We start from the raw sequence: 15,639 nt of genomic DNA on the forward strand, positions 1-15,639 counted from the left end.
CACAAATTGAAATCAGGAGCACCCATGAACGACCACAGCGCCACGCCGTCGCCCGGCGCGCCAACCCTGCTGCTGGGCTTTGTTCTCAGTGTTTGCCTCGTTGTTGTCGCCTTCTTCCCCAGTTTATATATCGCCATCCCGATAGCCATTGTCGGCTGCATCGCCTCCGTTATCCTCGCTTCCAGGGTCAACGCTCCCATACGGATGCTGCATCAGGGGTTGTTGACGATCAACAACGATCCAGCCGCATTTCATATAGACGACGTCAATTCCTGGAAAGCACTCGGACCGCTTGGCGAACAGGCCGCCCAGGCCCTTTCCTGCAACATGTTGCGGCGCGAGTACTACCGCGGAGCAATAAATGCCGTCAGTACGCCGTTTTTCATCACCAACAAGGACGGCATCATCACCCATTGCAGCCAGAGTTTGTGCGACATGTTGCGCAAGCCCAAAAAGGATGTCGTGGGCAAAACCGTCAGCCAGGCCGTCTATAACAAAACCGGCATCTCGCTTACGGAGAAATGCTTAAGCGAAGGCAAGGCGTTGCAGACTGAACGCGACCTGACCCTGTGGGACGGCCGCATTCTGCCTTGCTTTTTCTTTGTCGCCTGCTTTCACGGCCTGCGCGGCGACCTGCTCGGCGCGGTGGCCACGATGACCGACCTGACGCCGCTTAGGGCCAAGCAGGAAGAACTGGAGCACGCCCAGGCCGAACTGCGCAACCTTGGCGGCGACATCAACGAATTGGCCCAACGCGTGGCCTCGGCTTCCGAAGAGCTGTCCGCCTCTTCCGACGAACAGGCCCGGGGCGCCCAACAACAGAAAGGCCAGTCCGACGCCGTGGCCACGGCCATGGAAGAAATGACGGCCACGGTCATGGAAGTGGCCAAAAACGCCGCCCAGACTTCCGATGCCGCCGAAAGCGCCAATACGGCCGCTGAGTCCGGCTCGGTGGAAGTCCGGGAAGCCGTGTCCGGCATCAAGGCCGTGGCCGAATCCGCCGGCAAGCTCGGCCAGGTGCTCACCTCCCTGGACGGCCAGGCCGCCGAGATCGGCCGCATCATCAGCGTCATCAACGACATCGCCGATCAGACCAACCTCTTGGCGCTCAACGCCGCCATTGAGGCGGCACGGGCCGGCGACGCCGGCCGGGGCTTCGCCGTGGTCGCCGACGAAGTGCGGAAACTGGCCGAAAAGACCATGACCGCCACCAAGGAAGTGGAAAAATCCATCCGCGAAATCCAGGACGGCTCCCAGCACGCCGTGGCCTCCATGCAGGAGACCGAAGCCCGGGTGGCGGCCAGCACCGAAGCCACCCACAAAGCCGGCGAATCCCTGGAACGCATCATGGCCCGCATCCGCGAGGTCAACGGGCAGGTCAGCCAGATCGCCACGGCCGCCGAACAGCAATCCGCCGCCGCCGAAGAGATCAACCGCAACATCGAGGTCATCGCCCATGTAGCCGCCGAGGCCGACGAAGGCGCGGGCCAGACCGCCCAGGCCACCCGCGAGCTGGCCGAGCTGGCCAATTCCCTGCTCACCCTGGCCACGACCTTTGCCCAGCGACAATCAAACGCCGTCCATCTCCGGGAATCCAGCGGCAACATGAAGGGCATCCTGCCCAAGCTCATGCAGGGATTTATCAAGGACCAGTACGGCGAAGCCGTCTATGAAGCTATGCAGGAAGACATGGGCCACCCCACCTTCTTGCCCACCCAGAACTACCCCGACCAAGTGCTGCGCCAGATGGCCGAACTGGCCGCCCAGAAAGCCGGCAAGACCGTCAAGGACGTTTTCCTGGTTCTTGGCCGCTACACCATCAAGGGCTTCCACAAGCACTACCCGCGCTACTTCAAGGGCGACACCCTCAAGGAATTCTATCTGACCATGAACGACACCCACGCCCGGCTCACCAAGGACATGCCCGGACTCATGCCCCCCCGCTTCACCTACGAAGACAAGGGCAACCGTCTGATCATGACGTATATGTCCAAGCGCGGCTACCCGGAATACTACGAGGGCATCTTGCGCGGCGCCGCCGAGTTCTTCAAGGAATCCGTGGATATCACCGTGTCATACAACGACCCACACACGGCCCGGGCCGAGATCGTCTTCCGCTCGCCGCAAAAAGGCCCCAAGGCTCTTCGGGCCTAAGGCCTCCCTCTGGCGCTTGCCCGGAGACCCGTTCCGGGCAAGCGCCCCGCGCCGCCCATGCCGTCCTCGCCCCTCGTCATCGCCTACTACGGTTTCGATGATCCCTTTGCCGCCTGCGCCCGGCTGCGGGTTTACGAACCGGCCCGGTGCCTGGGGCCGGCCGTACGGTTGCTCCCAGGAGTCGCCGCCCAAGGAGCTGGCCATGTTGTCAGTCCGGCCGTTGTCGAGTCGGCCGACCTCATCCTCATCCAGCGTTTTTTTCCCGGACCGGCTACGGCTTCCCTGCTTGAGGCGGCCTTCGCCAGCGGCAAGCCCGTTGTGTACGACACCGACGACGATTTCGAGGCCACGCCGCCGGACCACGCTTTTTTCCCGCATCTGGCCCCGCTTTTGCCTTTCGTCCGCGACACCATCGCCCGGGCGGCCTGCGTCACGGTGAGCACCCCGGCCCTGGCCGCCGTGTACGCCGGTCGCGCCAGGCAGGTGCGGGTGCTGCCCAACTTCCTGCCCGACGCCCTATGGAGCCTTGCCGCGCCGCCAACGCGTCCCGTTGCCGCCATAGGCTTTGCCGGCACGCCATCCCATGCCGCCGATCTGGCCCGTCTTGCCCCGGCCCTTGGCGAACTTGCCCGACAACCCGATTTCACCGGCCGGTTCGTTTGCTTCGGCTGCCCGACGCCACCGGGCTTTCCGACCGGGGCCACCGCCATCCCCTTTGCCGCCGATTACGCCGCCTACGCCGCCCGTCTGCCCCGACTGGGGCTGTCCATTGGCCTGGCTCCCCTGGCCGACACGCCCTTTAATCGAGTCAAAAGCGCGGTCAAATGGCAGGAATACACCGCCGCCGGGGCAGTGAGCGTGTGCGCCGATCTGCCGCCTTACCACGAGGTGGTGGAGGATGGGCGCACCGGACTCCTGGTCGGCCCGGACCCGAGAGATTGGGTCCAGGCCGTGGCCCGGCTGGCCGGGGACGCCGGTTTGCGCCGCCGCATGGCTCTTCAGGCCCGGGAAACTCTTGACCACGGCCATTTGCTCAGCGCCCAGGCCGCCGTCTACGGCGAGCTGTGGCGGGACATTGCCCAGGGGGGCCCATGATGATTCCGCTCTGGTTGGACACACCCGGTTTCCCGCTGCCGCTGGCCGATTTGCTTCTGGCCGGAACCCTTGGCCGCGACCACCTGCTGCGGGCGGCCGCCATGGCCCGGACGGCCGGGGAAGAAACGCCGGACAGCGCCGACTGGCCGCGCCTTCGCCGCCAGCTGCTGGCCGCCGCCTTGGAGGAAGACCCGCTTTACGGCCCGACGGCCGCCACCCTGGCCCAGGCCCTTCGCGCCGCGCCGCCGGGCCGGATCAATGCAGGCTTCGCCGCTCTGGTCGAAGCCCTGGCCGCCCGGTTCAGGCCGCCCGAGAGCGTTGCCTACTATGAACGCCTCTTGGCCGGGGGCAACACGGGGCGCATTGAGGCCTATTTGGAAAACGAGATCCGAAACGGTCGGGCCGCCCTGTTCTGGCTCCACATCGCCCTGCATCGGGCCATTTTAGGCCGGGACTTCGACCGGGGGGCCGCCCTGGCCGAACTGGCCCTGGCCGGCGATCTGACGCCCCTGGGACACAAGGTCGCGGGCGATCTGGCCCTGCTTCGCGGCGACGCTCCGGCCGCCCTGACCGCCTACGACATGGCCCAGGCCCTGGCCCCCTGGCCGGCGGGCCTGTTTCGTCGTCCCCTGGCCGCCCTGGCCGCCGGCCGGGAGGACGTGGCCGCAAAAGCCCTGGCCGCGCTTCTTCGGGACTTCCCTGAGCACGTCTCGGCCGGTCTGGCCTTATACGATCTGACCTCGGACCGCCGCCACGCCCTGGGACGGCTGGCCGGCGACCTGTGCGTGGCCCTTTACACCTGCAACAAGGCCGACGATCTCGACAAGACCCTGGCCAGCCTTTTTGCCTCGGACTTTTCCCGGGTGGACGGGACCGTGCGCACGCTGCTGCTCGACAACGCCTCCGGCGACGCCACGCCCGACGTGGTCGCCGCCTGGGCCGACCGGGTCGGGACCGGCCGCCTGGCCGCCATCCGGCTGCCGGTCAACGTCGGCGCGCCGGCCGCCCGCAACTGGCTGGCCAGTGATGATCGTCTGGGCCGGGCCGCCCATGTCGCCTACCTCGACGACGACGTGGACCTGCCGGCTGATTGGATCGCCCGGCTGGCCGCCGCCGCCGAGGCCTATCCCGAGGCCGGCGTGTGGGGCTGCCGGGTTCTGGACGCCGCCAACCCGGCCATTGCCCAGGGCGTCGATGTCATGCTCCTGCCCCCCGAGCAGGGCCAGGAGGAGCCGCAGCTCTCGGGCCTTCATGCCCAGGGGTTTGATTTCGGAGGATTTGCCCACATGCGGCCGTGTCTGACCGTCATGGGCTGCTGCCATCTCTTTCATCGGGAGCGCTTGCTTGGAGCCGGCGGCTTCGACATCCGTTTCAGCCCGTCGCAGTACGACGACGTGGACCATGACTGGCGACTGGCCTTGGCTGGCACGCCGCCGGTCTACCAAGGCCATCTGGCCGTGGCCCACCGCCGTCCGGCTCCGGCCCTGGTCCGGCCGCGCCCGGACCAGTTGGCCGGCGGACAGGCCAACTGGCGAAAACTCGCCGCCAAGCACGCCGGACGCTACGCGGCCATGGCCGCCGCCCAACGGGCAACAGCCCTAAACGATCTGCGCCGCAAATACGAGGAACTGGCTAAGGCCGGCTTGGACGCGCCCTGTTCCTGATCGGAGAAAGAAGACTCTGCGTCTAGGCAGGGCTGTCCTCGGGAGCAAAGCTCAAACGGAAAAAAGCCCCCTCGCCGCTGCTTCCAAACGACAGGGTTCCCCGCAACTGGCGGGTGAGCTGCACCACGAGCTGCATCCCCAGGGTCCGGGTGGCGTCGGGATGAAAGCCCGACGGCAAGCCCGCGCCATCGTCTTCGACAGTGATATGGGCCAGACCGCCGTCGCGTTCCAGCCGTACCCCGATGGCCCCGGTATCCCGGCTGGCCAGTCCGTGTTTGACCGCGTTGGTGAGCAACTCGTTGACGATAAGCCCAATGGGAATGGCCTTGTCCACGGATACCCGGCAATCGGCCAAGCTGAGGGCAAACCCGACGCTTTTGGCTCCTCGCAACGCATGGACCACCTTGGGAGCCAGCCTCTCCAGATACTCCTTGATGTCCACCCGGGCCAGATCGCCCGAACGGTAAAGTTCCTCATGAATGAGGGCCATGGACGCGATGCGGTTGCGGCTTTCTTCCAGCGCGCCCTGCAAAACAGGGTCGCTCATCGCGTCTTTTTGCAAAAACAGCAGACTGGAAATGATTTGCAGATTGTTTTTGACTCGGTGATGCACTTCCTTGAGCAGCACTTCCTTTTCGGCCAGGGAGTCGCGCAGTTCCCGTTCCCGGATTCTTTCCGCCGTCATGTCGCGGATGACGCCGACAATGAAGCGCTGGCCCCGGTGGTCGATAAAAAGTCCCTTGCGCGTCAGCAGGGTCCGTACCTGTCCCGTGGCGTCGGTCAGGTACTCCTCGTACAGATCGGGTTGGCCGGTCTCCAAAACGATGTTGTCGCGCTCGACAAAGACCGCCGCCTGCTCCATGGGCACGAAATCCTCGTCGCTCTTGCCAATGAGCGCCTCGGCCGGCTGCCCGAGCATGGCGCACAGCGCCTCGTTGGCCAGAACGAAACGGTGGGCGCTGTCCTTGACGAACACCGGATCGGGAATGGCTTCCAGAATAAGCGTGCTGAATTGTCTGGAGAGTTCCAGCTCCGTCTCGGCCCGTTTGCGGTCGCTGATGTCGCGCGAAACGGCGATATAACCGCGAAATGCGCCTGATTGGTCGAAAACGCCGCGAATCATGGACTCCAGCCACACTGTGGAGCCATCCCGGCGATAGGCTTCGATTTCAAGCTTACGCACGAAGTTGCTGTCCACGGACTTTGTCGGATCCAGGCGAATAATCTCGGCGACACGGCGAACCGAATCCGGCGTCAGGCCGACGTCCAGGGGCCGAGCCAGGGCCTCGGCAACGGAAAATCCCAACAGCCGCGTCACGGAGGGGCTGACGTAGGTGAGGTCCAGGTTTTCGTCAAAAATGTTGATGAGGTCATGGGCATTGTCGGCCAAGAGTCGATACTGGCGCTCGCTGCGGCGCAAGCTGCGCTCCGCGGCCTTGCGCGGCCCCACATCCCGCATGAAAACCAGCGCGCCGGGGCCGCCGTTGATGTCGAAGGGCACGGCCGCCACTTCCGCTTCGATCATGCCGCCGTCGAGGCGGCGATAACGCTGTTCCCGCAGCAAAGCCGGCACGCGTTCAATAATGTTCTGCCGGATGCGTTCACGGACCGAAGTCTGAACCTCCCCGTCCACGAAATCCATGATCTCCCGGCCCTCTATGGCTTGGGGCGACGGCGCGCCAAACAGCTTGGCCGCTTCCGGGTTGGCATACAGAAACCGCACCCCGTCGTGGATGAGGATGGCGTCCGGGGCGTACTCGACCACCAGCCGGTGGCGTTCCTCGCTGTCTCGCAGTTCCTGTTCCTTGTGGCGATAGGCGTCGTCGTAGCGGCGCAGCAGGGTGTAAAGCAGCACCGAGGTCAGGCCCACAAAGAAGAATCCCTTGAGGGAAGATACCCGCAACAGGATGTCCGGATCGTGCCGAAACAAAGCGTCGGCCAGATTGTCCGAGCCTAGAATCCAGACCAGCCCAAAGAGGGCGTAAAGAAGGGCAACACGGATCGGCATCGGGCCAAGCCAGCGGGACAGGCGGCTTGTGGGCTCGGGAATCGGCATGGATTTCCGCTCCGGGGGACGGATCGCCGCGCACGTTGGCCGTAAGGGCGATCGACCCGTTCCGGTTATTGGTTTTCCGTGGCCTTGGTGAGCCGGGTCACGTTGCTTTTGGTGAAAAATCCGTCAAAACCGTCATAGCGTTCGATGTACTCGTTGACCAGCATAGTGCGCGGCGACATGGCGGAAAAAATCTGCTTGAGGCCTTCCTCCCGGGAGCCGACAAGCTCCGAGAGAAAGCCCATGCCGTGGGCGGCAAGGCCGGCCACCACGGCTTCGATGCCGTCGGCCGTAAAGGCCATGTGGTGAGGCCGCAGGCCGTAGTTGGCGATAAACGCCTCGGTGGGGCCGCCGTCTCCCCCGGTGTCCGGCGAAGCAATGCCCGAGGTGAACACCTGGGCGTAGTCGCCGTCGCGAAGCCGGGCCACGTTGGTGATGGAATTGAGCGATTCGACGTAAACCGCGAAATCGAAGCGGTAGTTGGTCAGTTCCAGAAACTCCACGATGGCCGCGTCGCGGTGGGCGGCCCGCACCCGCGTGGCCACATGGTCCAGGCCGCCGATGCGGGCGAGATAGGGACGCGCGGCGGCGTCCGGACCAACCGGAGCCAAAGGCAAGAGGTTGGACCGGCCATGGATGTAGGCTCCGGGACGGCCGTTCCACTGGATAAACCCCAGGGCGTTGCCGGTATGGGCCGAAGGTTTGGTCTCGATGTAGGAAAAGACATCGGTGACCACGGGCTCGGGGGTGGCGAAGGCGACTCCCCGGCCACGCTGGATGGACACGTAACGGGCCAGGTCGGGGCAGTCGAAAACAAAGGTTTCCAGACGGCCGGGAGCGGCTCCGGCGGTTTTGTGGCCGCCGTTGTAAGCGACAAAGGGATTAGGTTGGCCGGCCGGTCGGCTTTTGAGCAGAAAATCCGCGCCTTCGAGGTCGCGCAGCAGGATTGCCGGGCCGCCGCCAGGGCTCAAGGGATGGTCCAGGGCGGCCTCGAAGCGCAGGCTCGTGCCGCCAAGGAGTTCCTCGGCCGCCGGCACGAGGTCGGCCTCGGCCACGTTGATGACCACGGCGGCCAGATTGCCGACCAAGCCGTCGAGGCCGTCCTTGCGCCGATGGGACAGGGCTTGCTCGACTTCCCGCAGCAACTTGGCGTCGTCGTTGACAAAAGCTTCCATCGGCCATGGCCTCCAAGGCTATCGGTTCACAGCATGTCCACCGGGTCCAGGTCCAGGTTGCAGCGCACCTTGTCCGCCTTCTCCAGGGTTTTGGCCCCGGCGGCGAACACCTGGCGCACCCCGGGCCAATCCGGCGATTTGATGAGGCAGTGCAACCGCCGCCGGCCGGCGACCAGGGCCAAGGGCGCGGGCGCCGGCCCCAGCAGTCGCGCTCCGACGGTGGCCGCCGCCCGGCGCATGGCCTCGCCGGCCGCGGCGGCCAGGGCGTAGCCCTCCTCGTATTCCCGGGGAAAACTCAGGCGCACCAGTCCCAGGCGTACAAATGGCGGATAACACAACCGGCGACGGCGGGAAAGCTCCTCTTCATAAAACCCTTCGTAATCGCCGCGAAGGACGAAGCTGAAAAACGGGTCATCGGGCATGCGGGTCTGGATGAGCACCCTGCCCGGCCGCTCGCCCCGGCCGGCCCGCCCGGCTACCTGGGTGAGCAGCTGAAAGGCCCGCTCCGAGGCCCGGTAATCCGGCAGGTTGCGGCCCAGGTCGGCGTCGGCGGCGATGACGAGGGTGACGTCCGGGAAATGATGGCCTTTGGAGAGCATCTGGGTGCCGACCAGCACCCGGGACCGGCCGGCGGCGAAATCGGCCAGCACGGCCCGGGCCTCCTCGGGACGACGGGCTACGTCACGGTCAAGGCGGGCCACTGCCGCATCGGCCGGCAGCACGCCGGCCAGCTGTTCCTCAAGCATCTCCGCGCCCACGCCCATGGGCAAAAAGCTCGTGCCGCCGCAGCCCGGACAAGGCGAGGGATGGGGCCTTGCATGGCCGCAGTAGTGGCACACCAGCCGCTCCCGGTCCTTATGGAAGGTGAGCGACAGGTCGCAGTGGGGACAGCGCACCGGGGTTTCGCAGTCGAGGCAAAAAAGCAGCGGCGCATAGCCCCGGCGGTTGAGCAGAATCATGGCCTGGCCGCCCTCGGCCACGGTTTCGGCCAGGGCGGCGGCGCTTGCGTCGGTGAGCACGCCGACCCGGTCGCCGGTTTCGCGGTGGACCGCCGAACCGGTGAGCTTGGCCGCGCCGCGCATGTCCACGAGCTCCACCTGCGGCATGCCGCCCCCGCCCACCCGGCGCTCCAGGCGCACCATGGGCACATGGCCGGACTGGGCTGCATGGAACGTCTTGACGTCCGGGGTGGCCGAACCCAGGACGAAAAGCGCCCCGGACTGCCTGGCCCGGAAAAACCCCACTTCCTTGGCCTGATAGGGCAGCCGGTCCTCCTGCTTGAAGGCCCCGTCGTGCTCCTCGTCGAGGACAATCAGCCCAAGGTCGCGCAGCGGCAGCAGCAGGGCCGAACGCGTGCCGGCCACGACGGCAGGCGGCGACCCGCCGCCGCAACGCCAGAAAAGCGCCTCGCGCAGGGCCGGCGACTGGTAGCCGTGGTAAAAAACCGGCCCGACTTCTGGAAAGGCCCGACAGGCTGCCCGGTGGAGCTTTTCCGCCAAAGCCACTTCCGGGGCCAAAAGCAAGACCTGGCGGCCCCGTTCCAGGGTACGGCGCACAAGTTCCATATAGAGGCGCGTCTTGCCGCTGCCGGTGACCCCATAGACCAGCCGGGCCGCGCCGTCGGGGCTGTCCAGGGCGGGCAGCAGGCTGTCCATGGCGACGGCTTGTTCGTCGGTGAGCGGCGGCAAGGCAACGGCGGCGGACGTTGCGGTCGGCTGAGCCTGGGCCGCTGTTTCGAGTTCGTCGATGCGCACCAGCCCCAGTTCCGCCAGCCGGCGCACCAGGGGCAGCGTGCCCGGGCCGAGCCGGGTTTTGAGTTCGGACAGGGCCATGGGGCCGACGTCGCAAAGCGCGTCCAGAACCGCCACCTGCTTGGCCGCTCCAGGCCGCACCGGCCAGGGCGGGGAGGCGGCGAGAGAGCACAGCGGATCGCTCTGCCCGGCTTCCAGACGGCAGGCCATGGTCCCATCCCGCCAGGCCGGGACGAGTTCCAAACGTTGGTCAGGGGACTTGCGCCACAAGGCGGTCGCGGTCAGGGCCTTGGGCAGACCGGCGGCGCGGCAGGTGAAGACCACCTTGGCCGAGCGCAGCCCGCGCGGCAGGATGGCCCCGAGGATGCGGCCAACCGTGGCCATATGCCGGCTGGCCAGGGAAGCGGCCAGCTCCAGGTAGCCGGCGTCGCAAAGCGGCGCGCGCTCCAGGGGCCACAGGGCCGGGCGCAGGGTCACGCCCGGAGGCGCGGCGACGCCGCAACCAGCCACCACGCCCACGCGCAGCGTCCTGCCAACTGGAATCAGCAGGCGCAGGCCCACCGGAAAGTCGGCCAAGGCGAATCCGTCCGGCACGGCATAGGTCAACACGCCAAAAGGCGGGGTGGTCAGGGCGACGGCCAGGGCGTCGTTCATGGCATGGCAACAAAATCGCCCGGGAGGCTTACGCCCCCGGGCGACAAAAAGGTGCGGACAAGGGCGGCGGGCCTAGTTGCCAAACGGCAAAAGCTCACGCAGGCGAGGCACCAGGGACTCGCGCAGCACCTCGTCGTGCAGGGCGAAGTAGATGTTGGCGGTGAGGTAATCGACCCAGTCGCCGGCGTCGAAGCGCTGGCCCTGAATCTTGACGGCGAGCAAACGGTTGTTGCCGGCCAAGCCCTTGAGGGCGTCTGTGAGCTGGATCTCGCCGCCATGTCCCGGGGTGACCTTCTCCAGGTGGTAGAAGATGTCCGGGAACAGCACATAGCGGCCGACGATGGCCAGCCGCGACGGGGCTTCGTTGACCTTGGGCTTTTCCACCAGGTCGCGCACCCGGTACATGCCCGGGGCGAATTCCTCGCCGTCGATGATGCCGTAGCGGGAAACCATGTGCGGCGGCACTTCCATGACGCCGATAACCGGCATGTGCTCGGTCATGGCCACGGTCAAGAGCTGCTTGATGCCGGGTTCCATGCTGAACATGAGGTCGTCGCCGACCATGACGGCAAAGGGATCGTTCTTGCAGACTTCACGGGCGCACAACACGGCGTGGCCAAGGCCCAGCTGCTTTTTCTGACGAACGGAAATGATGTTGACCATCTCCGCCACTTCCCGGACCATCTTGAGCATTTCGGTCTTGTTGGTGCGGGTGAGCAGATCCTCTAACGTGAGGTTGTAGTCGAAGTGGTCTTCGATGATGGTCTTGTTGCGGTTGGTGACGAACACCACGTCCTGAAGGCCCGAGGCTTGCGCTTCCTCGACCACGTACTGCACGACGGGTTTGTTGTAGACGGGCAGCATTTCCTTGGGGATGTTCTTCGTGGCCGGCAAGGACCGCGTACCCCATCCGGCGACGGGAATGACCACCTTCTTGATTTCCATGCTCTTCTCCTTGAATGCGCGCACTGCCCGGGTATTTTCTCGGAGGCGGCGGCCCGCGCAAACGCGCCGGCCCTCCGGATGATGACCTCTCCGCCGAGACCGCGCCCTCCCCTTTCGGGGCGGCCGGCATCGCCTCGCGAAGTTAATTCCTTTAGATAAACAAGTCCAGCCCCAAAAGGGAGTTCCAGGGCTCCTCGGCTTAAGCCAGGGCCTGGGCCACCACCTCGGCCAGAGAGCCGCACAACGACTCAACCAGGGCCGCGTCCTCGGCCTCGACCATGACCCGGGCCAGGGATTCGGTGCCGGAATAGCGCAACAGCACCCGTCCGCGTCCGGCAAGGGCCGCCTCGGCGTCCTTGACCGCAGCCTCAATGGCCGGCGTCTGGCTGAAGGGCGTTTTCCGGGCCACGGACACATTAACGAGCTTTTGCGGAAACGGGGCCAAAAGCGTGGCCAGTTCCGAAAGCGGCTTGCCCTTGCGGACCATGATCTTCATGAGCTGCAAGGCAGCCAGAGTGCCGTCGCCGGTGGTGCTATGATTCAGGAAAATAAGATGTCCCGACTGCTCGCCGCCAAACACCGCCCCTTCGGCACGCATGGCCTCGACCACGTAGCGGTCGCCCACGGGGGTACGCAGCAGTCGGCCGCCGTGGTCCTTCATGAACACTTCAAGGGCCATGTTGCTCATGACCGTGGCCACGAGCAGCTTGCCCGGCAAGGCTCCGCGCTCCAGAAGATCCAGGGCGCAGATGGCCATGATCTGGTCGCCGTCGAGGATTCTCCCCTTTTCGTCGGCCACGATGACCCGGTCGGCGTCGCCGTCCAGGGCGATGCCGATGTCGGCCTCGGCCTCGGTGACCATGCGGGCCACCTGCTGGGGGAAAAGCGATCCGACCCGGTGATTGATGTTGGAGCCGTTTGGATCGACCCCGATCTTGATGACTTCGGCGCCAAGCTCCTCAAAAACCTGGGGGGCCACCCGGTAGGCCGCGCCGTGGGCGCAGTCCAGGACGATTTTCAGGCCCTCGAAATTGATGTCCAGAGGGATGGAGTTCTTGAGAAACACGTTGTAGCGGCCGGTGCTGTCCTCGAGCTTGAAAGCCCGGCCTACGGCTTCGGGTTCCGGCAGCTTCCAGTCCTGGGCGTAGCCCTGGACCCGGGCGGCGATCTCGGCTTCCACGGCGTCGGGGAGCTTGAAGCCCATGTGGTCAAAAAACTTGATGCCGTTGTCGCAGGCCGGGTTGTGCGACGCCGAGATCACCACGCCCACGTCGGCCCGCATGTCGCGGGTGAGAAACGAGATGGCCGGCGTCGGCAGCGGTCCGGTCAAAAAAACGTCCATGCCGGCGGCGCAAAACCCGGAGGACAGGGCGTATTCGTAGATGTAGCCGGAACGTCGCGTGTCCTTGCCGATGAGCACCTTGTGGCGGCGGCCGCCGTTTCGAAAGTGCAGGCCGGCCGAGAGAGCCAGGCGCATGACCACGTCCGGGGTCATGGGATAGGCGTTGACCCGTCCGCGCAGTCCGTCGGTGCCAAAAAGCTTGTTGTCCATTCCTTGATTCGGCCGGTTCACGCCGGCCTCATTTGACGGTGAGGGAAACCTTGTCGGGCTTGGCTTCGATGAGCTCGCAGCCCTGGGGCATCTTAACACGGTAGGAGGCCTCGTACTTGCCCGGCTGGATGTCGGCGGCCAGTTCCAAGGCGGCCTCGACCAAACCCGGAAAATCCTTGTCGCCGATGATGGCCGCCGGCCCCTTGACCCGCAGCGTGACGGCCTGGGGCGAAACTTCGGCCTCGCGGCCCTTGGGCTTTTTGATGGTCAGCGGCGCGCGCAGCGTAATCTCCGACTCCTTGGCGGCAAAGCCCATGACCACCTGCACGGCCGGAGGGGCGGCGTCGATGTCCTCAGGCACGTCCAGGGGCACCCGTTCGTCGTAGCGCGCCGGAATCGGCTGCGGCACGGTGATGGGCTGGGTGCGGATCTCGCTGATCTTGTCGAGCTTTCCGGCCGGCCCGGACAGACGCACGGAGTCGGGCACGGCCCGCACCGCCGACATGGAATACCCGTCCGGGAGCGATGACCGCAGCATCACCTTGACCGGCACGGTCTTGACGGCGCGGCGCTCCACCTCCAGCTCAAGCCGGGCCGGGCGTATTTCCACGGCCTCATAAACCTTGGGCAAAACGATATTTCTGACCTCAAACAGGACGATATTGCGTCCCGGAACAATCTTGGACAGGTTGAGGTTGTAGACAAGCTGGGTGTCGTCGAGCTTGCGGGCGATCCCTCTGGGGCCGCGCACCAGCACGTCCACCGACCCCAACATGCCGGATTTGACGTAGAGATCTTCGGGCAGCCCCGTCATCTCCACCCGCATGGGCATCCAGGCATCGACTTTCTCCCGGCCTGTGACCAGATACCAGCAAAAAAGCGACAAGGCCAGGGCCAGGGCCAGGTATTGCCAGTTGGATTTCATGGGCGTTTGGCCGTGAGGTTCCACAACATGTTTTTGAGCGTCAGCTCGTCCACCGGGGAGATGAGCTTGCCCCCCTCGGCCACCGACACCACGCCCCGTTCCTCGGAGACCACAACGGCCAGGGCGTCGGTTTCCTCGGTGATGCCCAGGGCCGCCCGGTGGCGGGTGCCCAGGCTCGCGTCCAGGGGCACGCCGGCGATCAGCGGCAGGATGCAGCCGGCGGCGGCCACGGTATCGCCCTGGATGATGACCGCGCCGTCATGGAGCGGCGTGTCCGGGAAAAAGATGGTGCCGAGCAGTTCGCGGCTCGGTCTGGCCATGAGTTCCACTCCCCGCTGCACGTAGTCGCCAAGGGGCACCAGACGCTCAAACACAATGAGCGCCCCGGTGCGGGAGCGGGCCATCTGGAACACGGCCAGGACAATGGCGTCAAGGGCCGCCTCGGACACCTCCTCGCGCCGCCTGGCCCGGAAAAACCCGCGCGTCCCCACCGACGACAGCCCTTTGCGGATGTCGGCCTGGAACAGGATGATGATGACCAGGAAAATGGAGCCCAGGAAGTTGGTCAAAAGCCAGTGCAGGGTGTTGAGGCTAAACAGGTCGGAAAGATAGTAGACCACGAGGATCAAGAGAAAACCGTGGAGCACCGTGGCGGCCCGGGTGCCGCGAACAAGAAGCAAGGCCTGATAGAAGACGAAGGTGACGGCCGCGATGTCGAGAAGATCACGCCAGGACAGGTGGAAGTTGTCAAAAAAGCTTCCCATGACGGTATGGTCCTGCGGCGAAAGCCGGCTCAGCCGGCCAGGGCGGCGGCCAGGCCCAAGGCTTGTTTGACGGCCACGACGTCATGGACGCGGTGCAGGCGCGCCCCGCGCCCGGCGCTCAGGGCCGAGGCCACGGCCGTGGCCAGGGTGCGTTCGCCCACGGGCAGGCCGAGAACCGCGCCGAAAAACGATTTGTTGGACAACCCGAGATAGACCGGCCGGCCAAAGACCGTAAACCGGTCGAGATTGCGCAAAATTTCCAGGTTGTGCTCCGGGAGCTTGCCGAATCCGATGCCGGGATCAAGGACCACGTGGTCCTCGGGCAGCCCGGCCCGGATCAGGCGCGTGAGTCCCTGTTCGAAATAGGCCAGGATTTCGCCGACCACATCGTCGTAACGCGGGTCGCGCTGCATGACGTCAGGCCGGCCTTTGGCATGCATGAGGACGTAGCCGGGCTGGCGCTGCGCTACGACCTCAAGCAGCGCCGGATCGAAGGCCAGCCCCGAAACGTCGTTGACCGCGCAGGCTCCGGCGGCCAGGGCGGCGGCGGCGCAGCCGGCCCGGTAGGTGTCCACGGCAATGGGCAGGTCCGGCAGCCGGCGGGCCAGTTCGGCGACAACCGGCACGACCCGGTCGATTTCTTCGGCGTCTGTGACGGGCGCGGCCCCGGGGCGGGTGGATTCGCCGCCCACGTCGAGCATGTCGGCCCCTTCCCCGGCCAGACGCAGGCCATGGGAAACGGCGGCCGCCACGTCCCCGTGGCGGCCGCCGTCGTAGAAGGAGTCGGGCGTGGCATTGACGATGCCGACAACGCGGTCCCGGGAGCAGTCCAGGGTCCGCCCGCCGCCCAACCGCCAGATCGAGGCCATGTCCTGCTCCCTGGATTTGCCGCAGCCGCCAGTGGGCG

11 protein-coding genes are annotated in these 15,639 nt (G+C 65.7%); 3 read left to right on the forward strand and 8 right to left on the reverse strand.

The features are described from left to right. Nucleotides 1–24 precede the first annotated feature (24 nt). The 3 genes from C3Y92_RS12055 to C3Y92_RS12065 are packed head-to-tail and all read left to right on the forward strand — an operon-like array spanning nt 25 to nt 4,913. Complete coding sequence (locus tag C3Y92_RS12055) at nt 25–2,154, forward strand: methyl-accepting chemotaxis protein (protein WP_129352846.1); 2,130 nt, start codon at nt 25–27, stop codon at nt 2,152–2,154. Nucleotides 2,155–2,211: 57 nt separating this feature from the next. Next, nucleotides 2,212–3,249, forward strand: coding sequence for a glycosyltransferase family protein (locus tag C3Y92_RS12060; protein WP_129352848.1), 1,038 nt, complete (start codon nt 2,212–2,214; stop codon nt 3,247–3,249). Continuing rightward, nucleotides 3,246–4,913, forward strand: coding sequence for a glycosyltransferase family 2 protein (locus C3Y92_RS12065; protein ID WP_129352850.1), 1,668 nt, complete (start codon nt 3,246–3,248; stop codon nt 4,911–4,913). Before C3Y92_RS12060 ends, C3Y92_RS12065 begins: the two co-directional genes overlap by 4 nt. Nucleotides 4,914–4,935: 22 nt before the next feature. Here C3Y92_RS12065 and C3Y92_RS12070 read toward each other — a convergent pair whose 3' ends face one another. The 8 genes from C3Y92_RS12070 to folP form a co-directional block, all read right to left on the reverse strand. Further along, the gene (locus C3Y92_RS12070) at nt 4,936–6,969 is read right to left on the reverse strand and encodes a PAS domain S-box protein (RefSeq protein WP_129352852.1); all 2,034 of its coding nucleotides are present in this window, start codon (nt 6,967–6,969) and stop codon (nt 4,936–4,938) included. 65 nt (nt 6,970–7,034) lie between these two features. Continuing rightward, nucleotides 7,035–8,141, reverse strand: coding sequence for a hypothetical protein (locus C3Y92_RS12075; RefSeq protein ID WP_129352854.1), 1,107 nt, complete (start codon nt 8,139–8,141; stop codon nt 7,035–7,037). 26 nt (nt 8,142–8,167) lie between these two features. Continuing rightward, nucleotides 8,168–10,546, reverse strand: coding sequence for a replication restart helicase PriA (priA, locus tag C3Y92_RS12080; RefSeq protein ID WP_129352856.1), 2,379 nt, complete (start codon nt 10,544–10,546; stop codon nt 8,168–8,170). Between the two features lie 72 nt (nt 10,547–10,618). Next, nucleotides 10,619–11,491, reverse strand: a complete 873-nt coding sequence (gene galU, locus C3Y92_RS12085) for a UTP--glucose-1-phosphate uridylyltransferase GalU (RefSeq protein ID WP_006919691.1) — start codon at nt 11,489–11,491, stop codon at nt 10,619–10,621. 199 nt (nt 11,492–11,690) lie between these two features. Then, complete coding sequence (glmM, locus tag C3Y92_RS12090; protein WP_129355874.1) at nt 11,691–13,043, reverse strand: phosphoglucosamine mutase; 1,353 nt, start codon at nt 13,041–13,043, stop codon at nt 11,691–11,693. A gap of 28 nt (nt 13,044–13,071) precedes the next feature. Beyond that, the gene (locus tag C3Y92_RS12095; protein WP_129352858.1) at nt 13,072–13,968 is read right to left on the reverse strand and encodes a CdaR family protein; all 897 of its coding nucleotides are present in this window, start codon (nt 13,966–13,968) and stop codon (nt 13,072–13,074) included. After that, the gene (gene cdaA / locus C3Y92_RS12100) at nt 13,965–14,732 is read right to left on the reverse strand and encodes a diadenylate cyclase CdaA (protein ID WP_129352860.1); all 768 of its coding nucleotides are present in this window, start codon (nt 14,730–14,732) and stop codon (nt 13,965–13,967) included. Before cdaA ends, C3Y92_RS12095 begins: the two co-directional genes overlap by 4 nt. Before the next feature lie 29 nt (nt 14,733–14,761). Then, nucleotides 14,762–15,601 (reverse strand): dihydropteroate synthase, encoded by an 840-nt coding sequence (gene folP, locus C3Y92_RS12105; protein WP_235669470.1) that lies wholly within the window; start codon nt 15,599–15,601, stop codon nt 14,762–14,764. Nucleotides 15,602–15,639 lie beyond the last annotated feature (38 nt).

This window comes from Solidesulfovibrio carbinolicus (genome assembly GCF_004135975.1).
Classification (GTDB): Bacteria; Desulfobacterota; Desulfovibrionia; order Desulfovibrionales; family Desulfovibrionaceae; genus Solidesulfovibrio; species Solidesulfovibrio carbinolicus.